Below are 25,924 nucleotides of genomic sequence, written 5' to 3' on the forward strand. Positions count from 1 at the left end.
AGCCGATTGTCAGAACGGCTCACTCTCGCTAGAGCGGCCGACAAACCTGCAGGGCATAATTTTCGGGGAACGCACACATGAAATTGATGACGGGGAACAGTAATCTGCCCTTGGCCAAAGGGATTGCCGAATATATGGGCCTGCCCCTTACCGACGCTAGCGTCCGTCGTTTTGCTGACAATGAAATATTCGTGGAAATCCACGAAAATGTGCGCGGCGAAGATATGTTCGTGATCCAGTCGACCAGCCACCCCGCCAACGACAATCTGATGGAATTGCTGATTATGATCGATGCCCTTCGCCGGGCATCTGCGAAACGGATTACGGCGGTTCTGCCTTATTTTGGCTATGCGCGACAAGACCGAAAACCCGGACCACGGACCCCGATTTCTGCAAAGCTGGTGGCCAATCTTATTACCGAGGCAGGTGCTGACCGGGTGCTGACCGTCGACCTTCACGCCGGCCAGATTCAAGGCTTTTTCGATATCCCGACCGACAATCTTTATGGCGCACCGGTGATGAGCGCAGATATTTTGTCGCGCCATGCGGACAAAAATATAACAGTTGTATCGCCCGACGTCGGCGGCGTGGTCCGCGCCCGCGCGTTGGCCAAGCGCCTTGAAGACGCCCCGCTCGCGATTGTCGACAAACGCCGCGAAAAAGCCGGCGTTTCCGAGGTCATGAATATCATCGGCGATGTGAAGGACCGGTTTTGTATCTTGATTGACGATATCGCCGATAGTGCCGGAACGCTGTGCAACGCTGCAGATGCGTTGAAAGTCGCCGGAGCTTCCGATGTGGTGGCCTATATTACCCACGGCGTTTTGTCCGGTGAAGCGGTTAACCGGGTGAATGCATCCTCTTTACGCAAGCTCGTCATTACCGATTCGATCGTCGCATCGGATGCAGCGCAAAACAGCGAGAAAATCCGGCAACTGCCGATCGCTCCATTACTTGGTGAAGCGATAAAGCGCATTGCGGATGAAAGCTCGGTCAGTTCTTTGTTTGACTGATGACCCCGGCCGATATCATCCTTGCAAATCAGTTAGCCGAAGCGGCAGGCGAGGCTATTCGGCCGTTTTTCCGATCCGCTTTCGGCCATGAATCCAAGGCGGATGCGTCTCCCGTCACCGAAGCAGATCGGGCGGCAGAGGCCGCTATCCGACGGATATTGGACGCCGAATGCCCACGCGATGCGATCATCGGTGAAGAATATGGAGAAAAACCGGGAAGTTCAGGCCGAACCTGGATCATTGACCCGATTGATGGAACCGTAAGTTTCATGGCGGGCCGACCGATATTTGGTTCTTTGATAGCTTTGTTGGAAGACGGCTGGCCGGTTTTGGGTGTGATTGACCAATGTATCAATCGGGAACGCTGGTTAGGAGTCACAGGCTATCCGACAACCCTAAACGGCATGGCTGCGACCAGCCGGAGTTGCCGGGCGCTTGCCGAAGCCACGCTGGCGACCAGCGGCCCGCAATATTTCTCGCAACATGATGGCGACCACTTCATGGCTCTCGCCGCCAAAACGGCCCATAAAAAAATGCTTTTTGGCGGCGACTGTTACAATTACGCGCTTCTTGCCAGCGGACATATCGACATTGTCGTCGAAGCTGGCTTGAAGCTGCATGATTTTGCTGCTTTAGTGCCTGTAATAATGGGATCGGGTGGCATGATAAGCGATTGGTCAGGGGAGCCGCTGCACGCGGCTTCGGATGGACATATCATCGCAGTGGGCGATCCCGCACGGCTGGAAGACGTGCTGGAGGCCCTGACATGCGATCATTAAAGCGCATCAATCCAGTCCATTTCATATTGCCGGCGCTGGCGCTGCGCCGGTATGTTTCGACCTATTATTTTTTTGATTTCACCAGCGAAACCGGCGAAATGGAAGATTTGTTGCACCCCGAATGGGCCAGCGCACATTTTACATTATCCGGCTCTTCACGGGGCAGTATCATTGGCGACCCGCCTTTGCCGACGCCGGACATCAACATGACCGGCCCCACCGGAAAAGCCGCCCGCATTTTTTTTGAACAGCTCAAGCTCGTCGGAATAGGGCTCTTGCCATTAGGTTGGTATCGCCTTATCGGCTGCCCCGCGGACCGTTGGGCCAACAAGGTCGGAGCAATTGAAGGCGTGGCCGAATTTAAAATATTTGAAAAAATCTGGCGGGAAATGCGCGGGCGGGAAGATCCGCAAGATTTGGCGCAGATGTTTGACCAGATGCTGGCCCAAGCCATCCGGGTGGCCGATCCTTTGGAAATCGAGATCGAAAACATCCATGAGGCATTGGCCAATCCCGACATAAGCAGCGTTGCAGACTTGGCCGATCTGACGGGTATCGGCCAACAACGGCTGGAACGCCTGTCGCGGCGGATATTCGGATTTCCGCCAAAGCGGCTTTTGCGTCGACAGCGCTTTTTGCGAACATTGGGCAGCGTTATGATGGACCCTGAATTGAAATGGTCCGTGGCACTGGACGATCAATATTTCGACCAGGCCCATTTCAACCGCGATTTTCAGGAATTCATGGGGATGGCCCCTGGCCAGTATCTCGCCATGCCCCGCCCGATCAGTATCGCCGCGACGCTGGCCCGTGCGGAACATGTGGGCCATCCCCTGCAAGCATTGCAGGGTCCGGGATTGTCCGACAAGCATTAGCTTGCATTCCTGCCCGAATCCCGCTAGGCGCGCGCCTTCCGAATAAGCAGGCTGGCCAATAGGGCTGCCATGTCGGCTTGATACGGACTCAACAAAGGAGACCAAAATGCCCAAGCTCAAGACCAAGAGCGGTGTGAAGAAACGCTTCAAACTCACCGCAACCGGCAAGATCAAACATGGCGTCGTTGGAAAACGGCACCGTTTGAGCAGCCATAATGCGAAATATATCCGCCAGAACCGTGGCACCAGCGTGATCTCTGATCCCGATGCCAAGACAATCAAAAAATGGGCGCCTTACGGTCTGTAAGACCAGCGATCATTTGCACGAAAGGATATAGATTATGGCACGCGTCAAACGTGGTGTGACCACCAAAGCCAAACATAAAAGAATTTTGGAACAGGCGAAGGGCTATTATGGCCGTCGCAAAAATACGATCCGCGTCGCGCGGCAGGCCGTCGAAAAGGCCGGCCAATATGCCTATCGCGACCGCAAGGTAAACAAGCGCAATTTCCGCGCTTTGTGGATCCAGCGCATCAACGCCGCTGTTCGTGCCGAGGGTATGACCTATGGCGTATTCATGCACGGCGTCAAACTGGCCGGGATTGAACTGGACCGCAAAGTTATGGCCGACCTCGCGATGAACGAAGCAGCAATGTTTAGCACGATCATCGCGCAATCGAAGGCGGCGTTGGCGAAAGCGGCTTAACCCTCAAACTTCGAAAAATGCGCAAAAGGGCGTGGGCGGCACTTGCCGTTCGCGCCCTTTTGCTTATGCAGGCAAACTGAGATGACCGACACAGCAACTTTACAAAATGATTTGATCGCCGCAATCGATGCTGCCGATTCTGCCGAAGAGCTGGAGGCTGTTCGCATTTCGGCACTTGGCAAGCAGGGAAGCGTTTCGGCCTTGCTCAAAACCATGGGCGGCATGTCACCCGAAGAACGACAAGTGCAGGGTCCGATCATTAACGGCTTGCGCGAAAATGTCTCGAACGCCCTTGCTTCCAAAAAGGTCGCGCTTGAAACTGCGGCATTGGACGCGCGATTATCAACCGAACGTGTCGATATGACCCTTCCCGCCCCTTCCAGGCCGCAAGGATCGGTTCATCCGGTGTCCCAAGTGATGGACGAGCTTGCAGAAATCTTTGCCGATATGGGCTTCGCAGTTGCTGAAGGCCCGGAAATCGAGGATGACTGGCACAATTTCACGGCGCTCAATATTCCGGAGACCCATCCGGCGCGTGCGATGCACGACACATTCTATTTTCCCGAAGGCGCAGATGGAGCGGCAAAGCTGCTGCGTACACACACATCCCCTGTGCAAATCCGCACAATGACGTCACAAGAACCCCCGATCCGGATCATCGCACCCGGGCGCGTCTACCGCAGCGATAGCGACGCGACACACACCCCGATGTTCCACCAGATTGAAGGTCTGGTCATCGACAAGGGAATACATCTCGGCCACCTCAAATGGACGCTGGAAACCTTCCTAAAAGCCTTTTTCGAACGTGATGATCTGACCATTCGTTTACGGCCAAGCTATTTCCCCTTCACCGAGCCTTCGGCCGAAGTGGATGTCAGTTTCTCGCTGGAAAATGGCAAGCGCATCCTGGGCGGTGCCGGTGGATGGATGGAGCTTCTGGGCTCCGGCATGGTCCATCCCAAAGTGATTTCGGCCTGTGGGCTTGATCCGGACATTTACCAAGGCTTCGCCTTCGGGGTCGGTGTCGACCGTCTGGCAATGTTGAAATATGGCATGGACGACCTCCGCGCCTTTTTCGACGGCGATCTGCGTTGGTTGAAGCACTATGGATTTGGCGCGCTGGATGTTCCCACCTTGAGCGGAGGAGTATCGGCATGAAATTCTCGCTAAGCTGGCTCAAGGAGCATCTCGATACCGAAGCAGACGCCCAAGGCGTTGCCGACGTGTTGAACCGCATCGGCCATGAGGTCGAAAGTATCGACAACCCGGCCGAAAAACTGTCGGCATTCCGTATCGCACGCGTCCTGACCGCTGCCCCGCATCCGCAAGCGGACAAATTGCAGGTGCTTTCGGTCGAAGCCGGCGGCGAGCCGTTGCAGGTCGTCTGCGGCGCGCCCAATGCACGCGCTGGCATGCTGGGGGTTTTTGGCCCCGCCGGTGCGGTCGTGCCTGCCAATGGCATGGTGTTGAAAGTCGCCGCCATTCGCGGTGTCGAATCCAACGGGATGATGTGCTCCATCGCGGAACTGGAGCTGGGCGATGATCATGATGGCATCATTGAACTGCCGGACGACGCCCCTGTCGGACAAGTATACGCCAAATGGGCGGGTTTGGACGATCCGGTAATCGATGTCAGCATCACCCCCAATCGCCAAGATTGCATGGGTGTGCGCGGAATTGCCCGCGATCTGGCCGCGGCAGGCCTTGGCAAGCTGCGTCCGCTGCATGAGGTGTATCGCTTCGATTCGCTTGCGCCGGTTGCGGGCGACGGTCCTGCCCCGGATGTAGCCACGCAGGATCCCGAAGGATGCCCGGCCTTTTATGCACAGGCGGTTTCGGGCGTCGTGAACGGACCCGCGCCGCAATGGATGCGTGACCGTTTGCACGCAATCGGCCAAAAGCCGATTTCGGCACTGGTCGACATTACCAATTTCGTTTCGATCGATTTGGGCCGCCCGCTGCACGTCTATGACCGTGCGAAATTATCCGGGTCCCTAGTCGCGCGGAAGGCGACGGATGGCGAAGAAGTGCTGGCGTTGAATGGCAAGACCTATACGCTCGATAGCAGCATGACGGTGATTGCCGACGATAGCATGGTCCACGATATCGGCGGCATTATGGGCGGCGAACATTCGGGCGTATCCGAAGGCACCTCCGATGTGCTCATCGAATGCGCCTTCTTTACCCCTGAACATATCGCACGCACCGGACAGAAGCTGACTTTGACCAGTGATGCACGGCAACGATTTGAACGGGGTGTCGACCCCGCATTTTTGGACGATGGCCTTGCAATCGCAACGAATTTGGTAATCGCCATATGCGGCGGACAGGCCAGCGCGATCACCCGTGCGGGCTCACCGCCAGTTGCGCCGCGCAACATTTCCTATGACCCGCAACATTGTCTGCGCCTTGGCGGTGTTTCCGTGGCGCCGGACAATCAACGCAACATTCTGGAAAGGCTCGGCTTTTTAGTGACGCCAGACTGGCACGTCACACCGCCCAGCTGGCGTCGTGACGTCGAGGGATCTGCAGACATTGTCGAAGAAGTGGTTCGGATGGTCGGGTTAGACAATGTGCCTTCGACCCCGTTGCCTCGGGACGAAGGGGTGGCCAAACCAACGGCAACGCCGATGCAAAAGATTGAACGCAAGGTGCGCCGGACGGCGGCTGCGCGTGGTTTGAACGAAGCCATCAACTGGTCGTTCCTGCCCGAAAAAGAGGCTGCAGCTTTTGGTGGTGGCCATTGGTCGCTGGCCAATCCGATCAGCGAAGATATGAAAGTCATGCGGCCGTCCTTGCTTCCGGGTCTTTTGTCGGCGGCACAGCGCAATATGAATCGTGGCGCGTCATCTGTCGGTCTGTTCGAGATCGGCCGCCGCTATTTGCCGGACAGCGAAAAACTGACCGCTGCTTTTGTGTTATCGGGCGACAAGGCCCAGCGTGACTGGGCCAGTGGAAAAGCAACGAAGTTTGACGCATTTGATGCCAAGGCAGAGGTTCAGGCGCTCTTGTCGGCGGCCGGCGTTGCTGTCGATACACTGATGGTCATGGGAGATGCAGGGGCGCATTATCACCCCGGGCAGTCGGCAACGTTGCGGATGGGACCCAAGAATATTCTGGCAGCATTCGGCGCACTCCATCCTGTGACAGCCAAAGCGTTTGATCTGGACGGACCAGTGATGGCCGCCGAAATTTTTCTGGATGCCATACCCGTCAAAAAGCCCACCGGGTTCATGCGCACCGCGTTCACACCACCGGCATTGCAGGCGGTAACGCGCGATTTTGCATTTCTGGTGGCGGCGGATGTTGCAAGCGGCGATTTGGTTCGCGCAATCAAGGGATGTGATAAGGACAATATCGTTGCTGTCCGGCTATTCGACCTATTTGCAGGGCAGGGTGTTGCAGAGGGTCAGAAATCATTGGCCGTAGAAGTGACCCTGCAACCGCTAGACAAAAGCTATGGCGATGAAGATCTGAAAGCCATATCGGACCGCGTCATTGCCGCTGCTGCCAAGCTGGGCGGCGTTTTACGCGGATAAAAAAAGGGCCGGTGCATGTCGCCCGGCCCCCTTTCTTGTTCCCGAAATCCAGATCAGAATTTGAAGCCAGCAGTGATAAACACCTGGCGCGGGTTCCCGTAAAATGCCGTTACAATGCCCTCACGGCCGAGCGACGGGATGACATTGCCGGTTGTCGCGTTACGCAATGGCGTTCCATCAGGGGCAACCTGCAGGAACTGGTAACCTGAAGTGATATATTCCTTGTCCAATATATTCTTGCCATGCAGGCCGACGCTGAAACGGTCGTCATCGCTCGACCAGGTCAGGCTACCGTCAAGCAAGCCATAGCTTTTTTGGTCGAGGAACGGGCTCGGTACTTCAAACTGGTTGGTCTTGCTGCGATAGCTGTAGGTGGTCGACGCATTGAATGCCCCGAGCTCTAAACCCAGAGTCCCAGATATTGTCCACTTCGGGGTGTTTTGAATTCGCCGCAAGTTTGACACATCGACATTGTTCACAATGAAGCGGTCATATTGCCCGTCGATATAGCCGATCGTACCGGCAAAAGTGATCGCCGATCCTTCGCCTGCAAATCCGTCTGCAAAGCGCGAGAAAGATTCAAATTCGACACCTTTGAATGTGGCTTTCGCCGCATTGGTGGTTACCCCGGCAAAGCTTTCGAATATCCCGTCGCCATTGGCATCGACACCGACCGATCCCGGGATCTGCACATTTTTATAGTCGCCATAAAAACCGGTGATGGCAATGCGAGCGCCTTCAAAGCTGCCCTTCCAGCCCAATTCATAGCTATCGACGGTTTCTGGATCGAACAGGAAGAAATCATAGATTTCCTCATAGCTGCGAACGCCGTTGCGGTCTGTATCGGGGGCGATGCGGGCGTCGCCGCGGGGGTCAAAACCACCGCCCTTGAACCCTTGCGCGTAGCTGGCGTAAAATAGATGATCGCTATTCGGTTTGAAGCTGAGCGAGGCGCGTGGATTGAAATCGCTAAATTTCGCCGACCCGTCGAAATTCGTTACGGTTGCAATCGGGATGGCCGTTCCGCCAAAAATCGGGGAGCTGCCACCTATCTTTGTCTGGCGCAATATGCGCGAGCTTCGCTCGTCGCTTGTATAGCGCCCGCCGACCGATGCGGCGAACTGGTCACTGAAATCAAAAGTGAAATCGCCGAAAACCGACCATGTCTTGGTTTTCACTTCACCTTCGGTAAAGGCATTAAGACCGGGGAGGCCCAAAAGCGGACCGGTCGTTCCAAGAATTACGTCAAACTGGGTCGAGCTGTCTGCATCCAGATAATAGAAACCCACCAGACCATTAAGCCTGTCACCTTCATAGAGAAGCTGGAATTCCTGACTTACCTGTTCGTTGCGATAGACCGCCGGGACGTCAACGTCGATCGCAGGCAAAGAGTCAAAGTCGATGGGCGTAAAACTGCGGTCCTTGCGCCATGCGCTGATCGACTTGAGCGTCAGATTGTCTGTAAGATTAACCTCCGCATTGATGGCCAGGCCATAGGCTTTCACATCCTGTTTCGGCGTGTTCAAACCGGAACGGGTATCAAAGACATCGTTCAAGACAGGCGCAGCCGACAAAAGGCTGGTAATGAGGCGATGGCCATTGCGCGCATCCGATTTGTCGCGCGTATAATCGCCTGAAAGGCGGATGAATACAGGTTCGCCATAGCCGCCCAGTTCGACGCTGCCACGCGCCGCCCAGACATCCTTGTTGTAATTTTCTACGCCAGTAAGGTTTAGATTATCGCCAAAACCGCCGCGTGAAAGTCGCGCAACCGAACCGCCCACGCGAACAAGGTCGCTGATGGGTGCCGAAGCGGTCAATACGCCATCGGCCTGATCGAATGTGCCATATGTCGCACGCGCCTTGAGCGCAAAATCCTGCGAAAGCCGACGCGTGACATATTTGACCGCGCCACCGATGGTGTTGCGACCATAAAGCGTACCCTGTGGGCCGCGCAGAACCTCGATACGTTCAACGTCATAGATGTCCAGCACGGCGCCCTGTGGCCGATTGAGATAGACATCATCAAGATAGATACCAACCCCTGCTTCAAAGCCCGATACCGGATCCTGCTGACCAACGCCGCGAATGAAGGCGGTCAAAGTGGAATTGGTGCCGCGTGAATTTTCGAGCGTGACGTTGGGTGTCGTGTCGCTGATATCCGTGATATCCAGCGCACCGGCGGCTTCCAGTTGCGCGCCTGAATAAGCGGTCACGGCCACCGGAACATCTTGCAGACTTTCTTCGCGACGGCGGGCAGTTACAATGATTTCATCGCTGCTGGTCGCGGATTCACCAGCTTCTTGCGCCAAAACGGGGGCGGCGCTGAAAATGCCTGGTGCGGCAATCCCGGCCAATAAAACGGCGCGAACGAAAGAGATTTTAGGGGATTTCATAAGTCACTCTCCTGCAGAAAAGCGGGTCTTTACCCGTTCTGGAATTGGTCTATAGTGAAAGTTGAACCATGTTTCAACTTTAAGTGAGAGGAAGGCTGGAGAATGCCCACAGAACGTGGCATATCAGCAACAATGACACCTTTAGGTAAAGTTCCCCGTACCGAACGCGGGCGCAAAACGTTGCGCTTGCTGCTCGACGCAGCCGCGGCCGAGTTCGGGGAAAAAGGGTTTCACGAAAGTTCGGTGGTCAGCATTACGCAGCGCGCAGGGGTCGCTCTGGGAAGCTTTTATACCTATTTTGATTCGAAAGATTCGCTGTTTCAGGCGCTGGTCCGCGACATGTCGGCACAGGTGCGCAATACCGTCGGTCCCGTCATGGCCGCGGAACCCGACCGCCTCGATGGCGAGCGCAAGGGTTTAGCTGAGTTCTTGCGCTTTGTGCGCCGGCACAAGGAATTATACCGGATCATCGACGAAGCCGAGTTTGTCGATCCCCCAAGCTACCGGGCGCATTATGAAAACACGGTTGCAGGCTATGTCGCCAGCCTGAAAGACGCTGCTGAAAAGGGCCAGGTCCGTTCCGACGTCGAAGAAATACATGCATGGGCCATTGTCGGCATGAACGTATTTCTGGGCTTGCGCTATGGCGTCATGGGGGACGACCGCGATGCCAATGAAGTGGCCCAGATTGCCGCCGACTTCCTGACCCACGGGTTGAAACGGTAAAGCTGCGCCAATCCGCACGGTTACCGGTTCCAATTGCGGGCAATTCCATCTAAGCGGCGCGCATGACGCTGAACCGCCGCACCTTTGCCATTATTTCCCACCCCGATGCCGGTAAAACGACATTGACTGAAAAGCTATTGCTTCAAGGCGGGGCAATCCATTTGGCCGGTGAGGTCAAAGCACGCGGGCAGGCGCGGCGCGCGCGATCAGACTGGATGAAGATCGAACAGCAGCGCGGCATTTCTGTGACTTCTTCAGTGATGACTTTCCAAAAAGACGGCATTGTCTTTAACCTGCTTGATACGCCGGGGCATGAGGATTTTTCCGAAGATACCTATCGCACGCTCACAGCCGTCGATTCTGCGATCATGGTGATCGATGCCGCAAAGGGGATCGAACCGCAGACCCGCAAATTGTTCGAAGTGTGCCGCTTGCGTTCGGTGCCGATTATCACCTTTGTCAACAAGGTCGACCGCGAAGGCCGCGCCGCATTTGAAACCATAGACGAAGTCGCCGACGCGTTGGCACTTGATGTGTGCCCAATGAACTGGCCCGTCGGCATGGGCGGCGAATTTGAAGGGCTCTATGATTTCACCAGCGGCCGGTTGAGCCAGCCATCGGGCGACAGCAAAGCCTTTGAAGGCAAAGTCAGCGACCATGAAGGCCTGCATGCGAATAGCCTGAGCGATGTACTCTCTTCGCAGGGCGTCGCACGGTTACGTGAAGAAGCGGAGCTTGCACAGGCAGGCTATTCGGAATTCGATCTGACCGCATTTCAGAACGGCGACTTGACCCCGGTTTATTTCGGATCCGCGTTGAAAGAGTTTGGCGTGATCGAGCTTATCACCGCCATTGCCGCATTTGCCCCGCCGCCCCGACCGCAGCCCAGTTCCAAAGGTGTGATCGACCCTTCGGGCAAGGAAGTGACCGGATTTATCTTCAAGGTGCAGGCCAACATGGACCCGCAGCACCGCGACCGGATTGCCTTTATGCGACTGTGTTCAGGGACCTTCAAACGCGGGATGAAACTGACCCCATCGGGCCTGGGCAAGCCGGTCGCGATCCACTCCCCCATCCTGTTTTTCGCGCAGGACAGGGAAATCGCCGACAGCGCGGAACCGGGCGATATCATAGGTATTCCGAACCACGGCACATTGCGGGTCGGCGACACCTTGTCCGAACGTAACGAGGTGCGCTTTACCGGCTTGCCCAATTTCGCCCCGGAAATCTTGCGCCGCGTAGTCCTGCGTGACCCCACCAAGACCAAGCAGTTACGCAAGGCTCTCGACGATTTGAGCGAGGAAGGTGTGATTCAGGTTTTCTATCCGGAAATCGGTTCGAACTGGATCATCGGCGTCGTGGGCCAGTTACAGCTTGATGTGCTGATTTCTCGTCTGGAGGCCGAATATAAGGTCGATGCCTTTCTGGAGGCCGCCCCTTATGACACTGCGCGCTGGTTGATCGGGACCGACGCCGACCTGACCCAGTTCGCATCGTTCAACGGCGGCAACATGGCCAAGGATCGCGACGGCCATCCGGTGTTTATGGCGCGATCAGCATGGGATGTAGGGTACCAGCAGGAAAAGCATCCTGATTTGAAATTCAGCGCAACTAAAGAGCGCTGATTGCAACCTTTCGGGCCAATACCCTTGTTCTCATCTATTAAAACTCGGCGGACTCTGCGAACTTTGCGTGAGCCATGTGGCCCCTTGATATGAATTCACGCAGAGTGCGCCGAGTATTGAGATTAAAAAGGAGAAGGGGTTTTTCGATATCCCTAGGCTTAAGATTACCGCCAGACGGCAACCCCAAATGGCTCGATCTGAGCGCCACCCAGCACAAAATCCGCGCCTTCGGATGCAGGTACATGGGCAGGTTCATCAGCCAGATTGAACGCAAATGTCATTCCGCCCCGACGGCGTAAGCGCAAGGTCGGCGGCAACGGCGTGACCGGAATACTCGCTTCGGCGCACAGCCGGACCAACACGCTTTTCAGAAAAGCGTCATCGGTCAGAGTCGCTATATAAGTGCTGCGGCCCGAACGAATGGCAGCAGGAGCACCGTCTTCGTAGGTTGCCACAATTTCCGTATCGCCTGCTTCAATTGTTTCGCGCCAGCGACCGCTTTCGAAATGCTCGCCGTTATAATGAAGAGCCCCGGCACAGTCCGGGCGCAATGTCTCTACTGCGATGACCTTTACCGGCACAAATTCCCGCAACGGGCCGGGCGGCAGGCCGTCGCCAATGGAAAACTCCTGTGTCTTTGCGCCTGAACGTGGTCCGAAAAGGAGCAAGCCATCACTCGCCCGCAATGTTTCAACAGTTGTTTCGTTGGGCATGGCAAGCGTCGGAGCGACGATCAACTTATATCCGTCGAGCGGCACATCGCCTGCAGACAGGATATCGACATCCAGCCCCAGTGCCCGCAGCGCGCCATAATATTGGAATACAACCGCCGGATAGCGATAACTCGCACCTTGTCGCTCGATATCGTCAACCCACGCCGAGGCCGGATCGACCAGCAACGCTACCGGTGCCTTTTCAGGCACTACCGACAGATCACCCAGCAGCGCCATTTCACGCGCTACCTGCTCCACCTCCAGCCAAGCGGGCGAAGGCTGGTCATCGGGCCGCAGCAATCCCGCATGCATCTGTTCCTGCGCAAAGGGCACCTGCCGCCAGCGGAAATAGGCCACGCAGGCCGCGCCATGCGCAAAGGCCTGCAACGTCCAATGGCGGATCATGCCGGGTGCCGGGCGCGGATTGTGCGGAGCCCAATTCACCGGGCCAGGCTGTTGCTCCATCACCCACCAGGCATCTTTGGAAAGCCCGCGCACCGAATCGAAATTCAACGCCGCCAAATCGGGATGCCCCGTTCGCATGAAGGGCTGCCATTCCGAAGCCGGTGCCTTGGCCATCAACTGGTCTGAAAAGCCGAGCGGATAATTGTCGTAACTTACAAAATCGAGCCCCCGTGTCAGCGCGGCATTATCGACGCCGGTCGTTGCAGGCGGGATGATATTGTGCGTGACCCATTGCTGCTCGCCCGCATGTGCGCGGATGGCGGCGATCATGACGTCATGAAAGCGTACCACCTGATCCGAAGCAAAGCGGCGGTAGGCGAGCCGGTGGGCGGGATTTGTTTCGCATACCGTGAAGAAAGGCAGTTCGATCTGGTCAAAGCTGTCATATTCCATCGACCAGAACACATTGCCCCATGCGGCATTCAGCGCCTGAATTGTCCCGTAGCGTCCGGCGCACCATAGCCGGAATGCATCGCGTGCCGCGGGTGACGCGCTTTGCGTTGTATCGTGGCAGCAGAGTTCATTGTCGGTCTGCCAACCCGTGACATAAGGATGTGCGCCGTAACGCCGTGCCATGGCCGCGCTGATGCGTTCTGCCTGTGCAAGATAGGTTTCACTGGAAAAATCATAATGGCGGCGCGAACCGAAGCCACGACGCAGGCCGGTGTCGATGTCGACCGGCAAGATTTCGGGGTATTTTTCGCAAAGCCATTTGGGCGGGGTTGCCGTGGGCGTGCCAAGGACGACCTTTAGCCCGGCCTCACCCAATGTATCAATGGCGCGGTCCATCCATTCCCATGTGAACTGGCCTTCGCTCTTTTCTACGCGGCCCCAAGCGAATTCGCCGATCCGCACATAGGTCAGACCAAGATCGCGCATCCGCTGCGCATCGCGGACCCACATATGTTCAGGCCAATGTTCGGGATAATAGCAAACGCCAAGCATATTGGTCTTGTTACTGAACATTCCGCCCAGAGCAAGAGATTCACGGACGCTTGATATCAAATGCGATGGTCAGCCGTTCCCCGGCATCGAAGGGAATGGTGCTGTGCCACATGGATGACGGGAACAGGACCAATCGACCGGGCTTAGGCTGAACGGTTTGATAGGCTGGCAGGTCAAGGCCCAGTTCCGGCGGCGGCGTGCCCAGCGCGAAATGGCCAGACGGCGGCGGTCCCGGTTGGTCGGGTAAGGCGACATAAAAGGCCGAGCTGATCCAGCCGTTCACATGGCTATGGCTGGCGTGAAAGCCTTTACCCGTCAGTCGGACCGACCAGCTTCCGTCTAGCAGCAGTGTGGAGCGGTCGGGTGCCAACAAGGGATGGTGCGGGTCATGCGGCGGAAGCGCATCCACAAAGCCGCGCACAGCATCCATGATCGTTCGGCGTGCGGTCTGCACAACAGGATCGGGATTAAAGAATAGCGGGCGATCAGTCTGCGTGCCGCCGCGCACCGATTGTTCGGGATAGGGTGCCAGCAAAATATGCAAGCGACGCAGCACTTCTGCCAGTCCGGTCAGCTGTTCCGGCGAAAAATCGAGATCGATGACCGACAAATAGGGCGGCGCACCATCCAGCCAGTGCGCCAGCGCGTTATCCGTCACACGCCATATGAGCGATAGATAAGGCCAGAACATCGCGCCAGCCGGGGTCCCGATATGGCGGCGCGCGCACCGTTCGGCCTCGGCCCATTGCCCCCGACGAAGATGAAAACGCACACGGCACAGATCGAAGCCGGGATCGGTCACGCCCGCGATTTCGGCAAGGACCGTCTCCGCATTTTCGTCATCTCCGGTTTCGGCCGCACAATAAAAGCGGGCGGCACGCAAGCTGGGCTGATCGGGAAATGTGCGCTCCGCAAACTCAAGTATCGAACCGACTTTCCCCCATTCCTTTGCGATCGCCGCATTGTGAAACCAGGCAAGGTGTAGAGCGAGCGGCGCGTCCGGTCGGGCGCAAGCTTGGGCAAAGCTCCGGTCATGGGGTCCGGCCTCACCGCTGGTTTGCCGGATGCGCGACAGGGTGGCGTGCCCGTCGACCCAATCCGGTCGCCCACGCAAATCCTTTTCCAGCAATGCCTGCGCGCCCTGCCCGTCTCCTTCGGATTGCAGCGCAAGTGCCTGATTGCGGCGTAGCTCGAAATCCTGGGGATTCAACGCGGCTGCGCGGGCATATAAATCGGATGCCGGACGCCAGCTTTCATAGTGCAGAGTTGCGCGAACGGCGGCTATCAATGGATCGTCTGGCGCTGCCTTTTGCGCCGCATCAATTGCCCCGACCGCACCTTCAATATTCTGAATCTGCCGCGCCTGACAGGCTGTCCGGAACAGCGCGACGGCGTCCACGGTTTAGCTGCCTGCCTTGCAATGCTGGTCGATAAACTGCTGATGACTCGGCTGACGCTCGGCTTCAAACTGCATCGCGCCGCGCAACTTGCCCAGCCATTCCCGGCCGTCAATACCGCGATAGTCAAACAGCGGGTCGACCGCTTCGGGAATATTGCCCTGTCCGATATGCACCGCGAGCCAACTGGGAGGGCCGAACAAATCCATGTCCCGTGCGATATGGCGGCCATAGCTTTTGAAATGGTCTATCTTGAATTGCAGTGTATCGGGGATGTCCATATGCGCACAGTAACGCCACAATTCGCTGTCGTCGCGGGTCGTGAGTTTGTAATGCAGCACCAGAAAGTCGCGGATGCGTTCAAATTCGGTCACCGCAATATGGTTGTATTCGTCGGCGAGCAGCGGATTAAAATCCTTGTCAGGAAACAGCGCCAAAAGTTTCGAAATGCCCGCTTGGATCAAATGCAGGCTGGTCGATTCGAGCGGCTCCATAAAGCCGCTCGACAGGCCGATGGCGATGACATTCTTGTTCCAGAATTTCTTCCGCCGGCCGGTGGTAAAGCGCAAGCGGTTCGGCCCGGCCAGCGCCTCCCCATCCAGATTGGCCCGCAACATCGTCTCGGCTTCTTCGTCCGATATAAACTGGCTGCAATAGACATAGCCATTGCCTGTCCGGTGCTGCAGCGGGATGCGCCATTGCCACCCGGCGGCGCGGGCGGTGGAACGGGTATAGGGCGTAAAATCGCCTGCCTTTGCACAAGGCATGGCGACTGCGCGGTCGCACGGCAACCAATGCGACCAGTCTTCATAGCCGGTTTGCAAACTGCCTTCGATCAAAAGCCCGCGGAAGCCCGAACAGTCGATAAGCAAGTCAGCGGTAAAGACCTGGCCATCCTCCAGTTGAACCGCCTCGACAAATCCGCTTTCGCTATTTTGTGCGACTGAAGCGATTTTGCCTTCGACCCGTACAACACCGCGCTCCTCGGAATAGCGCCGCAGATAACGGGCGTAGAGCCCGGCGTCGAAATGATAGGCATAGTCAAAGGTCGACAGCACATTGCGCGGATCTTGCCCCGGCCGCGTAAACCGTCTGGCCTTTGCCAGCGCCCACGCCATGCTATGTTCGTCGAACGCGGCTGTCTCTCCTGCCTCGCGCGCCTTCAGCCAATAATGGTGAAGGCCGACGATATCGAACGCCCGGCCATGCGGTCCAAAGGGGTGAAAATAGCGGTTACTGAGATGTCCCCAGTCGACAAACTCGATCCCCAGCTTAAACGAGCCCTGCGTTGCTTTCACGAACTCCCGTTCATCAATGCCGAGCATTTCATTGAACGTGCGGATGGGCGGGATCGTGGCCTCTCCCACACCGACGGTGCCGATATCGTCCGATTCGATCAGCGAGATCTTGCACCCTAGCCGCAGGCTGTTCGACAGCGCGGCTGCGGTCATCCATCCGGCCGACCCGCCGCCGACTATTACAATCGATTCGATACGCTTGTCCGTCATCATTTCCCGTTACGCCCGCTACTTGTTTTTGCAACGAAAACGGGTCCGGAAGCTCTCGCCGCCAGACCCGCTTCATACCCGGTGGAGGTGCGACCCTCCGGGATTGGTTTAGAAGCTGAAGCGCACCGAACCGGTCAGCGTCCGGCCAATGACCGGTGTTCCGGTTATGCCGCCGCCAAAGGTTCCGTTGCCGTTACCGCGCGAGTCATAGGTATCGAACAGATTGTAGACGTTGAGGCCCACTTCGATATTTTCAAGCGGCATGATCTTCAAATTGGTATTGAAGACCGTTTTGCCCGGATATGTCAGCGCGCCATCAAAGGTGCTGGACTGTCCCACTGCCGTGACACCTACCGTCGCGATTTCGGCAATGTCATAATTGGCCGACAGCGAATAGCTGAGATCGGGGATATTCAGTGCGCGGCCAAAGCTTGACGATCCGGCAACCTGCGTTCCATTGCGGGTCGAAGTGAACTTCTGTTTCGCTTTGGTGTAAGTTGCGTTGGCGATGAAATTGAACCCGCCCAAGCGCAGGGTGGCAAAAAATTCGGCGCCCTGTGTCTTGAAACTATTGTCGATGACGCAACCGCCACCGGGGCAAATGCCCGTTGTCGTCGGTTCGAAATCGCTGCGCTTGAAGTCACCTTTGAGCAAGGTGAATTCCACGGTGTAGCGTCCATCACCCAGATTGCCACGGTTCTTAACGCCGATTTCATACTGGTTGACGAAATCGACCGACGGCGTCACGCCATCTGTACACGCCAGCGCTGTTGCCTGTGCACGGGTGCACAAGCTGCCGTCAGGATTGAATTTCCCGCTTACAGTCTGACGGTCGCTATTGAAACGTCCGCCACGCGAAGCGCGACCGAATAGAGACAGATCAGCTGTTGCTTTCCAAAGGGCGCCCGCCGTCCAGCTGGTATAGCTGCGGCTGTAATCGAGCACTTCGCGCGCGCCATTGGCGGTAATAGTCGGGATAAGCACGCCGTTCGAATTTACGTTAAATTCGGGGCCGCCGGCAATTGTGTAGCCGGACGCTTTGACCTTTTCAAAACGGACACTGCCGTCCAGATTGAAGGTGTCGTTATCCAACACCAATTGTGCATATGGTGCCGTATTAGTGTACGTCAAATCATAGTCACGCGCACAGCAGCTTCCCCAGTTATTGTTGTAACCGGATATGCCTTCTTCGGTGATTTTGTTTGCCGCTGCTGTTGCAGTCGCGCTATCAAACAGATCAAGCTGCGAGGGATTATTTCCGCTCAGTTCACGCAAGGATTTATTGACGTGCCAGTCCATCGCAATGGTCTGGTCCATATAGAAATATCCGACACGGGCCGTCAAATCAGCAAAGCCCACATCATATTTTCCGGCGACCGTAAGGTCGTTTACAAAACTGCCGAGATCGCGAATGTTTGTTTTTACATTCACGTTATTGTCGAGATAGGTGTTCGTATAAAGTTGTCCGGCATTCGGGCCGCTGGCGATCCTTATTGCCTGCACCGTGCGGCCATTTACGGTCGATCCCAGCACACTTGCCGTCGTTGCAATGCCAAGGAATGGCGATGCAAAACCGCCGCTCAAATCCGCATAACGTGCGTTATTGTCGACGGTGATATTGTCGCTGAGTTCATAATGGAACTGTGCGCCAATGGTCTTTTGCTTTGTGGTGATCCCGTCCATCTTGACGCGTTCCAAAACGCCTTCACGATTATAGATCAGGAAGCTTTGGTTATAGAGCGAGTAATTCGTATCCTTGCGACCGTCAAAACCGGGGAAAGGACGCACATTGCTGACCTTGCCGCCGCTGATTGTGGCGAGCGCCGGTGCGCCTGTGTAATTTGGTTCAGCCGTGTCGGCATATTTGAACAACAGGCGAAAATAGCCTTTGCCGTCACCAAATTCCTTGGTGACATTGGCTTTGACCTGAATGCTGTCACTGAGATTGTAACCGGCGTTCAATGGGCCGCGGCCGCGCTTGAATGCACCGCCAACATGGAAATTCATGCTGTCGGTCAAGCTGCCGCCATAGCGGAAGTTAAGCTGGGTCTCGCTGTAGTCGATGCCCTTTTTCAGCTCGATATAGCCACCTTCTTCGCGACCATAATTGCTGATGTAGTTGATAACGGCACCTGGGGCCTGTGAAGCGAAAGTGGTTGCCGAACCACCGCGAACCGCCTCAATCGTTGCGACCGATGGATCAAATCGTGTCCAATAGTCGTTGTTACCGAACTGGATATCGCCAAACAGCACAACGGGCAGGCCATCTTCTTGCAATTGCACAAAGGGCGCTCCGCCCGTTGCGACCGGCAGACCACGCACGGCAATGTTCGAGTTACCACCCGGACCCGACGTGCCGGGCACCTGGATGCCGGGGATCAGTTTGAAAACTTCGGCTTCTGAACTGGGCTGAAAATCCTGGATAAGCTGTGCATCGATACTGGTGACCGACACGGATGTTTCGATCTTGGTCTGGTCACGACCAGATGCCGTCACGACGATTTCATCAAGACTGGAAACTTCTTCATCACCAGCCGCTTCATCCTGAGCGAATGCAGGTGCGGCAACCAATGCTGTGCACAGCGCAATCGCCGATGCGTAACCATGTAAACGGGATATTTTCATATCATCCTCCCCAATGAGTCCAAATCCGGGCACAGTTTTGCGCGCCTCCACTCCGCCTGATAGCCATTTGGAAATCGTTTGCAAGAATATTTACGCAAACCTTTGCATAAAATTCTCGCCTCGCCAATTCTGTGCCATTATCGCCACATTCGGACCGGCATCAATAGCGATCAGTCCGCTGCCAGTTCGCTATCTTTAACGCGCAGTACGGCCAGCGCGGCGCACAAGAGAAGGACGCCTGCAAGCACAAGTGCATTGCGCGCATCCCCGCCTAACCATGGTTCGTAGTAAAATGGAAAGGTCGCTGCGTTCAGCAACATGGGTATGACAATCATCATGTTGAAGATTCCCATATAAACACCCGTCCGGCGCGGCGGGATACAGCTTGCCAGCATGACGTAAGGCGTGCCCATAATGCTGCCCCAGCAAATACCGACACCAATGGCGGCCGGAAACAGCATCGCTGTCTCTGTCATGTGCGGAATCGCCATCATGCCGAGCCCGCCTGCCACCAACGCAACGGCGTGAACCTTGCGGGCACCCATTTTCCGGATCAAAGGCATCATCACAAGCGCGGCAACAAAAGCGACCGCATTGTAAAAGGCCGCCATTGTGCCGTTGGTCAGAACGGCGCTGCGAAACCCGTCGCTTACCGGCTCGCTGGTATTGTATACGGACCGCGCAATAGAATATGTGACATAGGTCCAGTAAATTCCCAAGGCATACCATTGAAACAGCATCATGATGCCAAGCTTGCGCATGGGCCGGGGCATTTCCATAATTGCCGAACCAATTTCCTTGAAAGTTGCAGACGCCGTTTTGGGCTGTGCCGCGATTTCGGCCTGCTGGGTTTCCGTCAGGGGCAACTCGGGTACACGAATGACCGACCATAATATCGTCGAAAGCGATAAGACCGCGCCAATCGTAAAGACAACATAGACCGTGTCGGGAATGTTATTGGCACCGATCGCGTCCTTGTTCATGCCAAACAGCCCGACCAACAATGCAGGCGTGCCAAGCGCAAGACATTGGGCGAGACCGGTAAAGGCACTTTGGGTCAGAAAGCCGACATTATGCTGGTCTTCATTCAGCCGGTCACTGACATAGGCACGATAGGGTTCCATAGTGATATTATTGCCTGCGTCCAATATCCAGAGCAGGCTGGCCGCAATCAAAATGCTTTGCGACAGCGGCATGAACAACAAGCCAAGCGAGCATAAAATTGCGCCGATGATAAAATAGGGCGTCCGTCTGCCCCATTTGGAATTTGTTCGGTCGCTCATCGCGCCTATGATCGGTTGGACCACTAATCCGGTGATCGGCCCGGCCAGTTGGAGGATCGGGAGCGAAGCCTCGTCTGCACCGAGATAGGAATATATCGGTGCCATATTCCCTTGCTGCAACCCGAAACTGAATTGCAGACCGAGAAATCCCAGATTCATCTGCAATATTTTCGACAATGACAGATGCGGCTTAACAGCAGCCTTGGACATTTTCCTCTCCCCGAACGGAACGCTCCGCTTCTTCTTCGAAAAGATGCTAGCGCTTGGGCCAGAGAATGCAACAATCGTTTGCATTGCACGGCGCTGTTATTTTCTTTCTCTCTTGCCTTGTGAACAAATCGCTCTCAATACTGACCTGATGTGGACCCGGATTGAGGAGTAAAAATGGGCGATCAGGGGCGGGTTCGGAATATCACAGATTTAGCGAGACTGGCCGGTGTGTCGCCCGGCACGGTGTCGCGCGCCCTTGCCGATTCGCAATTGATCGCAAAGAAAACGCGTGAAAAGATCCAGCAGCTGGCCCGTGAACATGATTTTCGCCCCAATGTCATGGCACGCAATTTGCGAATCAAACGCGCCGGTGCAATCGGTGTACTTATTCCGTTGGGCCATGAAACCGGTCAGCATATTTCCGACCCCTTCTTCATGACGATGCTCGGCAATCTCGCCGATGCGCTGACAGAACGGGGACATGACCTGCTGTTGTCGCGGGTTATTCCAAAAGATCCTGACTGGTTGAACCGTGTCGTCGATTCCGGACGGGTCGACGGAGTGATTTTGATCGGGCAGTCGGATCAGATCGATGTCATTGAAAAAGTTGCCCGCCGCTATCTTCCTTTGGTCGCATGGGGGGCAAATCTTCCCGATACAATCCACTGTACGGTCGGTTCCGACAACCGAAAGGGAGGGGAAATTGCCACACGCCACCTGATCGAAAGGGGTTGTCAGAATTTTGCGTTTTTTGGTGACCCCATCGCACCTGAAATCGCAGAACGATTGGAAGGTTGCCGCATGGCACTTTCGGCGGCCAATATGGCCGACAAGCTAAGTATCCTGCCGGCGCATCTGACCGCAGAAACGGCACATCCCGCCATCAGCCAATGGCTCGAAGATACAAAATCCATACCCAACGGCATTATCGCCGCTTCCGACGTTATCGCGATGAGCGCGTTGCGCGCATTGGCCGAACATGGCGTTTCTGTGCCGGGGCAAGTGCATATAATCGGATATGATGACCTGCCATTTGCCAATCAGACCGTGCCGACCCTGTCCACGATCAAGCAAGACCTTGCCAATGGGGCCAGTCATCTTGTTGATTTGCTGTTCCGGCGGATTGCAGGCCAAGAAACCGATTCTGTCGTGCTTGAACCGAAATTAGTCATTCGCCAATCAAGCTAGGGTTCTGACCTTAAAGTGAAGGTTTCTCAACCGCCTCCAAGATGTCCTGTGCCAGAGCAAGACCACCCAGCAGTCCGGCTTTGACCCCTAGGCCGGGCGATAGGATCACCTCATCGGCACGACCGCGAAAATAACCGCCGCCCAGTTCGTCGGCTTTAACGCGGATTCTTTCCAACAAGCCCGGCGTCCCTGTCACACCGCCGCCCAATATGATGCAACCTGGTTCCATGATTGACTGCAACGTCACCACCAGCTGAGCGAGATACCAGGCAATGATATCGTGGGCCGGGTGATCGGAAGGCAGGTCGGAAAGCGACGCACCCCATCGGGCTTTGATTGCAGGACCGCTTGCAAGACCTTCAAGGCAATCGCCATGAAAGGCGCATATCCCGGGAAAATCGGTATCATGAAGGTGGCGCGGGAGCCGGATATGACCCATTTCAGGATGTGATAAGCCGTGTAACGGCTTGCCATCGATAATCGCTCCGCCACCAATACCGGTGCCGATGGTCACATATACGCAAGCCGCTTTACCCTGGCCGGCACCCCAACGGGATTCGGCAATGGCGGCGCCGTTGACATCCGTGTCAAATCCAACCGGCAAATCAAGCCCGCGCCCGATGCGCGCGCCGAAATCCGAATCGCTCCACCCTTTCTTGGTGGTCGCGGTGATATGTCCCCAATTGGCCGCCTGACGGTCCAGTTCGAGCGGCCCAAAGCTGGCAATGCCGATTGCGGCCAATGGCCCATGACGGACTTGGGCGTCTTTCAACCATTTCAGTGTTGCGCCAATCGTTTCTTCTGGCGTTCTTGTTTCAAATTGCACTGTTTCCCGAATGTCATCGGGCGTTGCTGCAACGCCGACCACAAATTTCGTCCCGCCTGCCTCGACACAGCCATATAGTCGGCCGCTCATGCGAGGCCCAATATGCGCGTTGTGGTTCCTTCAATCTCGATTTTCAGCACAGGGGCAATTGTGCCCCCGAATTGGTCACGCTGCAACCGGGGATCTGCAAAAATGTCACGGCCATTAAGCCCCCAATGATCAACGAAGCTATACACTTCAAGCGTATCCAGCACTTGCCAACAATAGGCCTGGCGCGGTTCGGACACCGGGTTTGCAAGAACAAGGCCCGTGCCATTTAGCGGCAAATAGGGCCCCGTCAGCGAAGGTGCAACCATGCCGTACAACCCGCTTGGCCCTGTAGGACCATCCGGGGCGAAGACCGCATTTTGCGACGACCAGAACAGATAATATTGGCCGTCTTTCAAAATCAGATGCGGCCGTTCCATTTCATTGCAAACCCCGTTGGCAGAAATAATGGGCGGCAAAAGCCGGAACCCGTCTTCGCCCATCCCGGAAAGCGCAACCGCCAAACCGACAACTCCATTATGGCTCGACGTCGACCCGGCTTGCGACCCGGTAAACAGGATATAGGCTTGGCCATCGGCAGGATCGCAAAACCAGTAAGGGTCACGAAACCCCTTGATATTGCCGGGCACACCTTGATCGACGCGCACGTCGACATAAAGGGTGCCGTCGTTGACAGCAACGGGATTGGCCAACGTCCAGTCGGAAATGGCAGGCAATGCACCGGACAGATCAAGTTTTCCGCACGATTGGAACAAGCGTTGTTCAAAACTATGACCCGCCTGACCTTTACGGCCAGTGGCTGTGAAATAAGCAGTGACCTCTCCCTGATCCCGATCATATCGGGCCGATCCTGACCATTCGCGTGTGCCGGGATTCAGGTCGTCGGGAAATAGCAGACCGCAATCACGCCAATCCTGTCCGATCCGGAATAACAGGCGGGTGCGTGCAATATCATGGCGCAAGCCGGGGTCGGGCAAGCGCGGAGCCGAAAGCACCATCCAAAGCTCGCCACCGGCAATTTCGGCGACAGACCCGTCCGGATTTTGCAAAGGCCAAAGATCCCACAAATCCTGCTTTGGTAATAAAGGCACGGCTTCGCGCGGTGCGATGATCGGGGCCTGTGGGAGGGGTCTATCGGCAATGTTTGCGACATGCTCCGAAGTCCAGCGCGAAAGCTGCCTGTCGTGCTCCTGATACGCAATTTGTGCTGAAATCGACATCTGGCGCCGCTACCCCCTCTCTTTAACGCCGTCCCTATCGCGCCTCCGCTGAAAATACAACAATCGTTTGCATAAATTCTTGTCTGTGAACGTTCTGGGCCATAATTGGCCTTTTTTGCCATGATATCGCCATGACTGTTGCCTATCTGGGGCTGGGAGACCCTTTAAGTGAAAAAATTGAAATGACGAATATGACCTACTCCCCGGCCGGAACGGCGCGCGATGCCGCTACGGGTAATGACATAGCAGCGCGTGCGGAACGGCTGAAACATATAGCCGATGACAAAGCCATGCTGCGCGCTGTGGCCGAACTTACGCGGGATTTGGGAACCGCAAATCCGCGCATTTTTTGGACAGATTTCCTGCTTTCGGCATTAGTTGGATATGCCGGGCTTGCCATAGCGATTTTGGCCAGCCCACTTTGGCTGAAATTGGGCTCGGGTTTTGTTTCGGTTCTGGCGCTCTATCGTGCGGGCGGATTTATTCACGAAGTGTCCCATATGAAACACGCGTCAGTCCCCGGATTCCGCTTTGGTTTTAACGCTGTAATTGGCGTGCCGTTGTTGGTGCCGTCTTATATGTATGAAGGGGTCCACAATCTCCACCACGCACGCACGCGCTACGGGACAGATCAGGATCCCGAATATCTCCCGCTTGCGTCGATGAAGCCTTGGACACTGCCGGTATTCATCCTTGTGTCAATCCTCGCACCCTTTGCCTTGCTGTTCCGCAATGCGGTGCTGGCACCCTTGTCGCTGGTAATCCCGCCGCTTCGCAAGCTGGTGGTGGAACGTTACTCCGGTCTTGTTATCAACCCAGAATTTCGCCGTCGCCCGGCAGAAGGCGAAGCGCGACGCAACTGGATCTGGCAGGAAACCGCAGCCAGCCTTTGGTCTATCGCCTTGCTGACCGCTGTGTTGACAGCTTTTATCCCGCTCGATGCATTTCTGATATTCCTGATTGTCGTTTCTGCGGTCGCTGTGCTGAACCAGATTCGCACATTGGTTGCCCATCTCTGGGAAAATGATGGCGAACCATTGAGCGTCACAGCGCAATTCCTCGACAGCGTCAATGTTCCACCGCCCGCATTGATGCCCGCGCTCTGGGCGCCGGTTGGCCTGCGCTACCACGCATTACACCACCTGCTCCCCAGCGTACCCTATCACGCACTCGGTGAAGCCCACCGGCGCCTGAGCGCCGAACTCGATCCTGATTCCGCGTACCACCGCGCCAATTACAAAGGCCTGCCCGGCCTTGCTTATCGCCTGGCCAAAAGCACCATGCGCCGAGCAGCCTGATCGGCTTTATTGTTTGAAAAGTCTTGGAAAAACTGGAGCGGGCGAAGGGATTCGAACCCTCGACCCCAACCTTGGCAAATTCGATCCGGCTGTTTTCGCCAGCGCGGCCGGACCTTGCCAAATCCACGAAATACTACACAACATCAATAGCTTGCTTTGCACTCCTAGTCGCAGCCGCTACCCTGCGATTTCCGGCGGTTTCCCGTCATCTGCTTCCCCCCTGCTTCCTCGGCCATGCTGCACCTGCGTGGGGAAGCAGAATGCAGGCGCGCGGACCGCCGGAACCCTGGGGCAACTTCGAGAGGAATGACGAACACATTCAGGACCAGACCCCAATGACAAGATCATACAGACTGACCAAGCGCACCATCGACTCGCTCAAGCCCGACCGCCACCGCGACACCTTTCTGTGGGACGGCGAGCTGCGCGGCTTTGGCGTCCGCGTGAAGCCGAGCGGCACCCGGACTTTCATCATCCAGTATCGCAACCTCGAAGGCTCCACCCGCCGCTGCGTCATCGGCCAGTATCGCGTGCTGAC

At 56.0% G+C, this 25,924-nt stretch carries 20 protein-coding genes and 1 tRNA gene; 12 read left to right on the forward strand and 9 right to left on the reverse strand.

Annotated features, from left to right (window positions below):
* The first annotated feature begins 77 nt into the window (after window positions 1-77).
* From ACKVOS_RS10590 to pheT, 7 genes are all read left to right on the forward strand, one after another.
* Window positions 78-1,013, forward strand: a complete 936-nt coding sequence (locus ACKVOS_RS10590) for a ribose-phosphate pyrophosphokinase (RefSeq protein WP_409211977.1) — start codon at window positions 78-80, stop codon at window positions 1,011-1,013.
* The gene (locus tag ACKVOS_RS10595) at window positions 1,013-1,792 is read left to right on the forward strand and encodes an inositol monophosphatase family protein (RefSeq protein ID WP_409211978.1); all 780 of its coding nucleotides are present in this window, start codon (window positions 1,013-1,015) and stop codon (window positions 1,790-1,792) included. The genes ACKVOS_RS10590 and ACKVOS_RS10595 overlap by 1 nt, the downstream gene beginning before the upstream one ends.
* Window positions 1,780-2,667, forward strand: a complete 888-nt coding sequence (locus tag ACKVOS_RS10600; RefSeq protein ID WP_409211979.1) for a helix-turn-helix domain-containing protein — start codon at window positions 1,780-1,782, stop codon at window positions 2,665-2,667. The genes ACKVOS_RS10595 and ACKVOS_RS10600 overlap by 13 nt, the downstream gene beginning before the upstream one ends.
* 106 nt (window positions 2,668-2,773) lie before the next feature.
* A complete protein-coding gene (rpmI, locus tag ACKVOS_RS10605) occupies window positions 2,774-2,974 on the forward strand; it encodes a 50S ribosomal protein L35 (RefSeq protein WP_143777146.1) in 201 nt (66 codons plus the stop codon).
* A gap of 34 nt (window positions 2,975-3,008) precedes the next feature.
* Window positions 3,009-3,374, forward strand: a complete 366-nt coding sequence (gene rplT / locus ACKVOS_RS10610) for a 50S ribosomal protein L20 (RefSeq protein WP_160354255.1) — start codon at window positions 3,009-3,011, stop codon at window positions 3,372-3,374.
* A gap of 81 nt (window positions 3,375-3,455) precedes the next feature.
* Complete coding sequence (gene pheS / locus ACKVOS_RS10615) at window positions 3,456-4,532, forward strand: phenylalanine--tRNA ligase subunit alpha (protein WP_409211980.1); 1,077 nt, start codon at window positions 3,456-3,458, stop codon at window positions 4,530-4,532.
* A complete protein-coding gene (pheT, locus tag ACKVOS_RS10620) occupies window positions 4,529-6,913 on the forward strand; it encodes a phenylalanine--tRNA ligase subunit beta (protein WP_409211981.1) in 2,385 nt (794 codons plus the stop codon). Before pheS ends, pheT begins: the two co-directional genes overlap by 4 nt.
* Before the next feature lie 53 nt (window positions 6,914-6,966).
* Here the strand turns inward: pheT and ACKVOS_RS10625 are convergent, their stop codons facing one another.
* Window positions 6,967-9,309, reverse strand: a complete 2,343-nt coding sequence (locus ACKVOS_RS10625) for a TonB-dependent receptor (protein WP_409211982.1) — start codon at window positions 9,307-9,309, stop codon at window positions 6,967-6,969.
* 102 nt (window positions 9,310-9,411) lie between these two features.
* Between ACKVOS_RS10625 and ACKVOS_RS10630 the strand changes: the two genes are divergently transcribed.
* The gene (locus ACKVOS_RS10630; RefSeq protein WP_409211983.1) at window positions 9,412-10,035 is read left to right on the forward strand and encodes a TetR/AcrR family transcriptional regulator; all 624 of its coding nucleotides are present in this window, start codon (window positions 9,412-9,414) and stop codon (window positions 10,033-10,035) included.
* Between the two features lie 62 nt (window positions 10,036-10,097).
* A complete protein-coding gene (locus ACKVOS_RS10635; RefSeq protein WP_409211984.1) occupies window positions 10,098-11,660 on the forward strand; it encodes a peptide chain release factor 3 in 1,563 nt (520 codons plus the stop codon).
* A 164-nt stretch (window positions 11,661-11,824) separates the two neighbouring features.
* On the opposite strand, the gene ACKVOS_RS10640 is transcribed toward ACKVOS_RS10635, so the two are convergent.
* The 5 genes from ACKVOS_RS10640 to ACKVOS_RS10660 form a co-directional block, all read right to left on the reverse strand.
* A complete protein-coding gene (locus ACKVOS_RS10640) occupies window positions 11,825-13,804 on the reverse strand; it encodes a beta-galactosidase (protein ID WP_409211985.1) in 1,980 nt (659 codons plus the stop codon).
* A gap of 19 nt (window positions 13,805-13,823) precedes the next feature.
* The gene (locus tag ACKVOS_RS10645) at window positions 13,824-15,182 is read right to left on the reverse strand and encodes a putative 2OG-Fe(II) oxygenase (RefSeq protein WP_409211986.1); all 1,359 of its coding nucleotides are present in this window, start codon (window positions 15,180-15,182) and stop codon (window positions 13,824-13,826) included.
* A gap of 3 nt (window positions 15,183-15,185) precedes the next feature.
* Window positions 15,186-16,691: a tryptophan halogenase family protein gene (locus ACKVOS_RS10650; RefSeq protein ID WP_409211987.1), complete on the reverse strand. Its 1,506-nt coding sequence runs from the start codon at window positions 16,689-16,691 to the stop codon at window positions 15,186-15,188.
* Window positions 16,692-16,796: 105 nt separating this feature from the next.
* A complete protein-coding gene (locus tag ACKVOS_RS10655; RefSeq protein ID WP_409211988.1) occupies window positions 16,797-19,313 on the reverse strand; it encodes a TonB-dependent receptor in 2,517 nt (838 codons plus the stop codon).
* Window positions 19,314-19,483: 170 nt separating this feature from the next.
* Window positions 19,484-20,806: an MFS transporter gene (locus ACKVOS_RS10660; protein WP_409211989.1), complete on the reverse strand. Its 1,323-nt coding sequence runs from the start codon at window positions 20,804-20,806 to the stop codon at window positions 19,484-19,486.
* A 174-nt stretch (window positions 20,807-20,980) separates the two neighbouring features.
* On the opposite strand from ACKVOS_RS10660, the gene ACKVOS_RS10665 reads away from it, so the two are divergent.
* Window positions 20,981-21,994, forward strand: coding sequence for a LacI family DNA-binding transcriptional regulator (locus ACKVOS_RS10665; protein ID WP_409211990.1), 1,014 nt, complete (start codon window positions 20,981-20,983; stop codon window positions 21,992-21,994).
* 10 nt (window positions 21,995-22,004) lie between these two features.
* Here the strand turns inward: ACKVOS_RS10665 and ACKVOS_RS10670 are convergent, their stop codons facing one another.
* Entirely contained in the window at window positions 22,005-22,910 is a 906-nt protein-coding gene (locus ACKVOS_RS10670) for an ROK family protein (protein ID WP_409211991.1), read from the reverse strand.
* The gene (locus ACKVOS_RS10675; protein ID WP_409211992.1) at window positions 22,907-24,088 is read right to left on the reverse strand and encodes a glycoside hydrolase family 68 protein; all 1,182 of its coding nucleotides are present in this window, start codon (window positions 24,086-24,088) and stop codon (window positions 22,907-22,909) included. The genes ACKVOS_RS10670 and ACKVOS_RS10675 overlap by 4 nt, the downstream gene beginning before the upstream one ends.
* A gap of 191 nt (window positions 24,089-24,279) precedes the next feature.
* On the opposite strand from ACKVOS_RS10675, the gene ACKVOS_RS10680 reads away from it, so the two are divergent.
* The gene (locus tag ACKVOS_RS10680) at window positions 24,280-25,386 is read left to right on the forward strand and encodes a fatty acid desaturase family protein (RefSeq protein WP_409211993.1); all 1,107 of its coding nucleotides are present in this window, start codon (window positions 24,280-24,282) and stop codon (window positions 25,384-25,386) included.
* A gap of 33 nt (window positions 25,387-25,419) precedes the next feature.
* Here ACKVOS_RS10680 and ACKVOS_RS10685 read toward each other — a convergent pair.
* A tRNA-OTHER gene (locus ACKVOS_RS10685) sits at window positions 25,420-25,489 on the reverse strand.
* 232 nt (window positions 25,490-25,721) lie between these two features.
* Between ACKVOS_RS10685 and ACKVOS_RS10690 the strand changes: the two genes are divergently transcribed.
* The coding region (locus ACKVOS_RS10690; RefSeq protein ID WP_409211994.1) for an Arm DNA-binding domain-containing protein at window positions 25,722-25,924 on the forward strand (203 nt) is incomplete at its 3' end.

Source organism: Sphingorhabdus sp. (assembly GCF_046154385.1).
Lineage (GTDB): Bacteria > Pseudomonadota > Alphaproteobacteria > Sphingomonadales > Sphingomonadaceae > Sphingorhabdus_B.